The 7,574-nt window shown below is 60.6% G+C and carries 8 protein-coding genes and 1 other RNA gene; 3 read left to right on the forward strand and 6 right to left on the reverse strand.

The window, feature by feature from the left end; genetic code table 11:
- Window positions 1–34: 34 nt before the first annotated feature.
- Together I6E60_RS13075 and I6E60_RS13080 are read right to left on the reverse strand one after the other, a co-directional pair.
- A complete protein-coding gene (locus tag I6E60_RS13075; protein WP_197125111.1) occupies window positions 35–706 on the reverse strand; it encodes an SIMPL domain-containing protein in 672 nt (223 codons plus the stop codon).
- A gap of 2 nt (window positions 707–708) precedes the next feature.
- The gene (locus I6E60_RS13080) at window positions 709–981 is read right to left on the reverse strand and encodes a glutaredoxin domain-containing protein (RefSeq protein WP_197180759.1); all 273 of its coding nucleotides are present in this window, start codon (window positions 979–981) and stop codon (window positions 709–711) included.
- Window positions 982–1,148: 167 nt separating this feature from the next.
- Here I6E60_RS13080 and ssrA point away from each other — a divergent pair.
- From ssrA to I6E60_RS13095, 3 genes are all read left to right on the forward strand, one after another.
- Window positions 1,149–1,523: a transfer-messenger RNA gene (ssrA, locus tag I6E60_RS13085) on the forward strand.
- Window positions 1,524–1,771: 248 nt separating this feature from the next.
- Window positions 1,772–3,214 (forward strand): NAD(P)/FAD-dependent oxidoreductase, encoded by a 1,443-nt coding sequence (locus tag I6E60_RS13090; RefSeq protein ID WP_231601651.1) that lies wholly within the window; start codon window positions 1,772–1,774, stop codon window positions 3,212–3,214.
- Between the two features lie 22 nt (window positions 3,215–3,236).
- Entirely contained in the window at window positions 3,237–3,386 is a 150-nt protein-coding gene (locus tag I6E60_RS13095; protein WP_197125109.1) for a hypothetical protein, read from the forward strand.
- Window positions 3,387–3,388: 2 nt separating this feature from the next.
- Here I6E60_RS13095 and galK read toward each other — a convergent pair whose 3' ends face one another.
- The 4 genes from galK to I6E60_RS14585 all read right to left on the reverse strand — a co-directional run bounded on the left by galK (window position 3,389) and on the right by I6E60_RS14585 (window position 7,285).
- On the reverse strand, window positions 3,389–4,579 hold the full coding sequence (gene galK / locus I6E60_RS13100) for a galactokinase (protein ID WP_197125108.1): 1,191 nt from the start codon (window positions 4,577–4,579) through the stop codon (window positions 3,389–3,391).
- The gene (gene galT / locus I6E60_RS13105; protein WP_197125107.1) at window positions 4,576–5,685 is read right to left on the reverse strand and encodes a galactose-1-phosphate uridylyltransferase; all 1,110 of its coding nucleotides are present in this window, start codon (window positions 5,683–5,685) and stop codon (window positions 4,576–4,578) included. Before galT ends, galK begins: the two co-directional genes overlap by 4 nt.
- Window positions 5,682–6,674, reverse strand: coding sequence for a UDP-glucose 4-epimerase GalE (gene galE / locus I6E60_RS13110; RefSeq protein WP_197180763.1), 993 nt, complete (start codon window positions 6,672–6,674; stop codon window positions 5,682–5,684). Before galE ends, galT begins: the two co-directional genes overlap by 4 nt.
- A 125-nt stretch (window positions 6,675–6,799) precedes the next feature.
- The gene (locus tag I6E60_RS14585; RefSeq protein WP_197125105.1) at window positions 6,800–7,285 is read right to left on the reverse strand and encodes a GNAT family N-acetyltransferase; all 486 of its coding nucleotides are present in this window, start codon (window positions 7,283–7,285) and stop codon (window positions 6,800–6,802) included.
- Window positions 7,286–7,574 lie beyond the last annotated feature (289 nt).

A 7,574-nucleotide genomic window follows, 5' to 3' on the forward strand; every position in this document is an offset into this window, starting at 1 on the left:
TCCGCGCTCGTCTCTGTGCTCGTTTTCGCGCTCGTTAGCGTGCGCTGAAGCGCGCCTCGACGCGTGCCGAGATCGCGATCTTCTCGGGGTTGAGCGTCAGCTGGGCGCCATCCGAGGGCGCACCTGACATCCGCATCGCTGCGGCGCTGGCAAAGGGATCGTGATCGCCTGCGGGGCCGACGTGGTCGAGCATCCCTGGATCGGCGATGGCGAGAGCGGTTACCTCGGTGAGCCCCACACTCGCTGCGTACTCGTGTGCCTTGGTGAGGGCATCCGTAACGGCGAGGCGTCGGGTATGTGCGTGTGCGGCACGAGTGGATTCTTCGGTGAGTTCCCACTCCACGTATTTCACTGCAGTGTTGTCGACCGCACTGACGTACTCGATGAAGAGGGCCAGAGCGTCGAAGTCCTTGAATCGTGCGACGTAGTCGATCGCGGCGGAGTGCACGAGCGGCAGCTGTTGGCCGGCGTTATTCCACGGCCGTTGGGAGGTGACGCGCACGGTGTCAGACGACCACCGGGTAATTGCACCATCGTTCGAGGCGAGCTTGGCGAGGAGGGCATGCACCCGACTCGACGACTGCAGTGCAGCATCGAAGACCTCGCTCCGGTCGGGACCATCTATGGATACCGCCAGATGCACGATGCCGCGTTCGGCAGGGTGCCACGACTCATGCTCGCCTCGAACAGTGATGACGAGGGACATTGTTAGATGGCGCCGAGTTCTTCGAGCTTGGCCTTCAGCTCCTTGTCGCTGGGCTCCACTTGGAAGGTTCCGTCCGTGAAGTGCACGACAGGGATGTTGAGGCGGCCGCTGATGGCGTGGGCGCGATCTGCTGCTGTGGGGTCCTTCTCCACATCGACTTTTTCCCAGTCAATGTTCAACGAGTTGAGGAGAGCTTCGGAACGTACGCAGTCGCGGCACCAGTCCGCGCCAAACATGGTGATTTTGGTGGGTAAGGCTTGAGTTGTATCGGTCATGAACCAAATCTACTTCGCCATCACTGGATGAGGGCGTTGCGTTCGCTGGCAGCGTTCAGTGCGCGGCTGCAGGGCTGGCTACTGCGCCGAATCCGACCTACACTAGAGGGCTACCTGTTCATTGGGTGGCAATTGATAACTCCACAGCGCGACAACGACCCACACAGGGGGATGATCGGTTTCGACATTGCCTGCAAAACTGTGAGAAGCGGGTCGAGAATGCAGCCTTATCTCGTTAACGATGACTGCAAACTATAAGTGCCAATTCAAAGCGCACTGACTTCGCCCTCGCTGCCTAAGCGAGCGCACTAAAGAAGTCCGTCAGACCGGGAATGCTCTCTACTCGGATTCTGGCGCAATTTAGAGAGATTGCTGCGTAGTTACGCCTGAGGGCTACGTGGGACTTGCACTCTGGCTGGGCTTGTTGATCTAGGTGCTTGTGGCAAAGATCAGAGCCGAGTAGAACGCCTGCACAAGATACACCCGTAGAAGGCACAGAATTACAGCAGTGGACGGGGGTTCAATTCCCCCCATCTCCACCACCGGTCGTTGTCGCGTTGAGTTCTCTGAAACATCAGGGAGCGCAGGTGGAGAGACGGAGACAAGCGAGCTGCATCGTCAGCTGGCTTGTCTCCGTTTTTTGTTGTGCCGTGGCTGTCGAGGCGCGTGAGAGATCGCGTTCCCTAGTGGTCTCAATCTCCTTGCCGCAAATACCCTAGGGGGTATAGTCTGCGGTTATACGCAGCTACACAGGAGAAAGTTTGAGGCGCGGATGGCACGGGTAGTCGTTATGGGAGCTGGAGTTGCTGGGCACACGGCGGCGCTTCATCTAAAGCGGAAACTTGGCAAACAACACGACGTCGTCGTCGTGAGTCCAAACTCCCAATGGAACTGGATTCCGTCAAATATCTGGGTCGGCGTTGATCGCATGGCGGCGAGCAAGGTCGTCTTTCCTCTGGCTCCCATTTATCGCAAGAAGAAGATTGAGTTCCATCAAGCCAAAGCGACCACGATCTTGCCGGATGGTGATGCTCACGATCCTCGGTCACAAATAGAGGTGGAGTACACCTCTCCAGCGGCTTCCGGCAGCACCGCTCGAATTCCCTATGACTACCTGATCAACGCGACAGGTCCGGCTTTGAACTTCGCCGCGACGCCGGGGCTAGGCCCCGACACCGGTCACACCGTCTCAGTGTGCACCCCGAGCCATGCGGTTCACGCGGCCCAGGAGTTGAAGGCGATCACCGCTCGACTCAAGAACGGCGAAAAGCTGACTCTCGTGGTCGGCACGGGGCACGGCACCTGCACGTGCGAGGGCGCTGCTTTTGAATACGTGCTCAATGTTGAACATGAGCTACGCCGGCACGGTGTCCGTGACAATGCCGACATCGTATTCTTCACCAATGAGATGGAGCTTGGAGACTTCGGCGTCGGTGGCATGATCATCAAGGACAAGGGTTCGTTCATCAGCGGGGGAGCACTCGCAGGCACTCTCTTCGCCGAACGCGGCATCCGAACTGTGCTTGGTGCAGCAGCGACCGCGATTACCGCCGACACCATCGAATATGTTCAGGTCGACGGTGCTCCGCAAAGCCTTCACTTTGATTTCTCGATGCTGTTGCCGCCGTTCCGCGGCGTGCCGTTCGAAGTGCGAGATCGTGACGGCCGAGACATCACTGCCACGGTTTTCGCCCCGAGCGGGTTCATGAAAGTCGATGCTGATTACGCGCCGAAGGCGTACGAGGATTGGCAGGCGTCAGACTGGCCGAAGACCTACCAATCACCGGCATACCCAAACATGTTTGCGGCCGGTATCGCGTTCGCTCCGCCGCACGCCATCTCGGAGCCGCATCAGACGCCCGATGGCGTCATGATTGCGCCGGCTCCACCACGCACGGGCCAGCCCTCAGGGGCGATCGCCAAAGCGGTGGCGTTCTCTATCGTGGACATGATTCAGAGCGGCGCTAAGACGCCGACGCATACCGCACCGATGAACCATCTTGCAGCAGCGTGTGTCGCGTCAGCGGGCACCGGCGCATTCGAGGGATCCGCGGTAGCCATGGTGATGTCGCCCATCATCCCGGACTTCACGCAGTACCCCGAAACCGGTCGCAACATCACAGAAACCACTGCAGAAATTGGTCTTGGTGGGCACTGGGCGAAACGAATATTGCACACCGCCTTCATGTACAAAATGCATGGATACCCATTCTGGTGGGTAGTCCCCGAGTGAGTCGGCAACGAAGGATCACACTATGAAAAGCACCATTGTCGTCAATCACGAACCGTGGGTGGCGAGCGAGCGAGAGAAACGCGCCCGCCACAACGTGGTGATTCAAATCTGGCGTTTCGTGCGCATGTCTTTCGTGATGTTTTTACTGGGGCATCGCAAACACGACGCCTAGCGTTACGCCTCCGGGGGAGCGGGAGTGTTCCGCTCGGCTCCCGGTGACGGAGTCACCGTGAAGGTGACAGGCTCGGTGAATTCGCGCGCGGCGAAAGCTTCCTTCACGGCAGCCTCTACTTCAGCGATGCGGTCGTTGGGAACAAGAGCGATTGCCGCTCCGCCGAATCCTCCACCCGTCATCCGTGCGCCGATCGCACCGTGTTCGCGAGCAGTCTCGACCGCAAGATCGAGTTCGGGAATGGATATTTCGAAGTCGTCGCGCATCGAGACGTGCGATGCATCAAGCAGCGCACCAATGGCGAGCGGGCCTTCGGTAGTAAGAGTGCGAACGGTGTCGAGCACCCGCTGATTTTCGGTAACAACGTGACGGACTCGGCGGAACGTCACGTCGTCAAGAATTTCTTGAGCGCGCTCAAGATCAGCGACGCTTACATCGCGCAACGACGAAGCGCCTAGCGCCGCTGCTCCGGCTTCGCAGGATGCGCGGCGTTCGGAATAGCCGCCGGTCGCGTGAGAGTGCGAGACGCGAGTGTCCATCACGAGAATGCTCAATTCCGCTGGAGCGAGTCCGAGCGGCACAACTTCGACCTCGAGGGAGCGACAGTCGAGGAACACGGCGGAGTCTGTGGCGCCCAAGAGAGACGCAGACTGGTCCATGATTCCGGTGGGAGCACCGACGACCTCGTTCTCGGCGAGTTGTCCTACCTTGGCGAGTTGCTCGCGCGGAAATCCGAGCTCCCAGAGATCGTTGAGGGCCAAAGCGACGGAACTCTCGATCGCAGCCGACGACGAAAGGCCGGCACCGACGGGCACGGTCGAATCAATGAGGATGTCGACTCCGGGCACACTGTTCAGGTCTGTGCCGTGTTGGCCGAGAGCCCAGGCGACGCCGAGCGGATACGCACTCCAGCCGACGATTTCTCCGGCAGAACGCGCCGCGTCGAGTCCGGAAAGCGGAAGCTCCACCGCGGTATCGTCGAAGGTGCTGGTGACGCGGATCACACCGTCGGTGCGCAGTCCAACGGCAGCACGGGTGCGGCGATCGATGGCGAACGGCAGCACGAAGCCTTCGTTGTAGTCGGTGTGTTCGCCGATGAGGTTGACGCGGCCGGGTGCCGACCACACGCCTTCGGGGTCGTGGCCGGTTAGTTCGCTGAAACGCTGGCCAAGTTGCTGCACTGTGTCGCTCATGCTCGTTCGATTGCCTTTCGGATGTTTTCGGCTGCGGCCTCTGGCGTGACGTCAGCGATCCAGGCGCCCATCGCCGATTCAGATCCGGCGAGGTACTTCAGTTTGTCTGCCGCGCGTCGAGGCGACGTCAGTTGGAGGTGCAGGCGGAAGGTGTCGCGTGCACGGTTCACGGGGGCTTGGTGCCATGCCGCGATGTAGGGCGTCGGGGTGTCGTAGAGGGCGTCGATTCCCCGAAGCAGCTTCAGGTACATCGTGGCGAGTTCGTCGCGTTCTTCTGGGGAGGTCGCGGCGAAGTCGGCAATCTGGCGGTGCGGCAGCATGTGTACCTCGATGGGCCAGCGCGCGGCGAACGGCACGAAGGCAGTCCAGTTCTCTCCGCTCAGCACAACGCGGTCGCCGGCGCGTTCGAAGTCGAGGATGCGCTGAAACATGTCGGGGCTCGTGCGATCGATCGCATCCAAAGTCCGCTGTGTTTTGGGGGTGATGTAGGGGTAGGAGTAGATCTGGCCGTGCGGGTGAAGCAGCGTGACGCCGATTGCTTCTCCGCGGTTTTCGAACGGAAAGACCTGCTGCACGCCCTCGAGTGCCGAGAGCGCCTCGGTCCGATCCGCCCACGCTTCGATCACGGTGCGTGCGCGGCTGGGGGTTTGAGTGCCGAACGATCCTTCGTGGTCGGGGCTGAAGCACACCACCTCGCAGCGGCCAATGGAACTGCGGGTGCGGCCGAGTCCGAGTTCGGCAAGGTCATCGAGCCCGGTCGGGCTGTTTTCGCTTCCCGCGAGGGCTGGCCCGAATGACGGTGAACGGTTCTCGAAAACAGCCACGTCATAGAGTGCGGGAACTTCCGACGGGTTCTGGGGAGTCTGCGGTGCCAGCGGGTCTTGATCGGCAGGCGGGAGGAAGACTCGGTTCTGGCGTGCGGCGGCGACGGAGACCCATTCCCCCGTCAGGATGTCCTGGCGCATGGTTGCGGTCGCTGGTCGGGGGTCGAGCACCCGGTTGTCGACTGATCGCTCTTCGCCAAGCGTGGTGTCAGCATCATCGAAGTAGATGAGTTCACGGCCATCGGCGAGGGTGGTGGCGCGTTTGGTGATCTTCGAGGTCATACTGCACTTCCCTCGGGGGCGCTGGTATTTTCGGCACGAAGGCGGGCGTCCCAAGCGCTTTGAACCATTTCTTCTGCGGTGTGCCGCATTTTCCAGTCGAGATCGCGGGCGGCGAGATCACCGTTGGCGACAATGCGGGGCGGATCGCCGGCTCGCCGTGGCGCGATTTCTGGGGTGAAGTCGATGCCGGTGACGGTAGCGATAGCGGTCATGATTTCTGCGACCGATAGTCCGTTTCCACTGCCGAGGTTATAGGCAGGCTCGATTGCTTCGTGAGCTTCCAAGCGGCGGGCCGCAGCCACGTGCGCGGCGGCGATGTCGGCGACGTGCACGTAGTCGCGCACGTTGGTGCCATCGGGGGTGGGGTAGTCGGTGCCGTTGATCCGCGGTGTTTTTCCGGCGACGAGCGCTTCGAAGACGAGGGGGAAAAGATTGTGGGGGCTGGTGTCGTAGACAATAGGGTCGCCGGAGCCGACGACGTTGAAGTAGCGCAGCGACGTGTGGCGCAGGCCCGTGGCGACGGCTTCGTCGCGCAGCAACCATTCGCCGATCAGTTTCGATTCGCCGTAGGGGGAGAGGGGATCCTTCGCTGTGTATTCGGTCACTAGCTCGACATCAGGTGTTCCGTACACTGCGGCACTCGAGGAGAAGACGATTTGATCGATCGCTGATTCCTGCATTGCTTCGAGCAAGGCGAGCGTGCCGGTGACGTTCTGCGCGTATGTGTGGAGTGGCCGCTGCACGGAGACGCCGGCGTACTTGTAGCCAGCAACGTGGATGACGCCGGTCACGCCGTGGGTCGCCATCGTTTCTTTGAGCGCGTTCTTGTCCCGGATGTCAGCCTGCACGAACGCGGCACCTTCCGGAACGAAGCGCGTGAATCCGCTGGAAAGGTCATCAACGATGACTGTTTCCATTCCGGAGTTCAGTAGTGCGCGAGCTACGTGAGCGCCGATATAGCCAGCGCCGCCGGTTACCATCCAAGTCATTGCAGTCCCTTGCGTCGAAGCAGCGGTGGTGCCGCGAACGCAGCTCTACACCCTGTGATTGTCTAATAATATGATTATTAGTGTGTGGCGTCTAGTCGCCACGGTATCCGCAGAAAGTGGCTTAGTCATGAACGGATGAGCCGCAGTTCGCGGATGTTCGGGTTGAAGTCCATCTCGCGAACGGTACCGTCATACATGAAGCGATTCCTGGCATAAAAGGCCCGTGCGCGAGGGTTTTGTTCAAGCACCCAGACGCTGGCGGCCGCGCCTCCCAGCGCGGCATCGATTAACGCTTGGCCTGCGCCCGTACCGTGGGCGCTCATAAGCACATAGATCATGGCAAGTTCCTCAGAAGGCAGATCGTGCTCGTCGCGATTGTGGTGGGCGTGAGCGAGACCGACAATGCGGGAGCCCACCTCGGCCACCACGGTTGTGGTGCTGGTGTCCGTAAGGAGCTCATTCCACATTGCTTCTCGTCGTTGCCGTGCCTCGTCACTCCATGCTTGCTCAGGAAAGAATCCGGCGTACGTCTCTTTCCAGCACTGCGTATGCACAGCAGCGAGCTCTTCAGCGTCGTCGAGCCGCGCGGCTCGTGTGGTGAAACTAGGCACGAATCTATCTTCGCGTATTCCCCTGCGTCGGGTGTGCGGCTGTGGCATCTGTGAAGAGATACGGATGCCGTGAATAGCCGCGCACATTGTGCGGTCGGTGACGCCGACGAGTGGTGCGCATCCCCATGTTGTGGCGTGTGCCGAGACGCGACGCGCCCGGGATGCACGCGGTGTTGGCGAGGGGGGCAGAATGCACGTAATGTTTCCTCTTGTCACCCCAAAGGTGCGGAAGTCCCGGGCAGTTCTGCTGCTAGGTTTCCGGCCTCAAGTGGGGGCCACCATTCTCCTG

The sequence above is a fragment of the Salinibacterium sp. SWN167 genome (assembly GCF_015864665.1).
Taxonomy (GTDB): domain Bacteria; phylum Actinomycetota; class Actinomycetes; order Actinomycetales; family Microbacteriaceae; genus Rhodoglobus.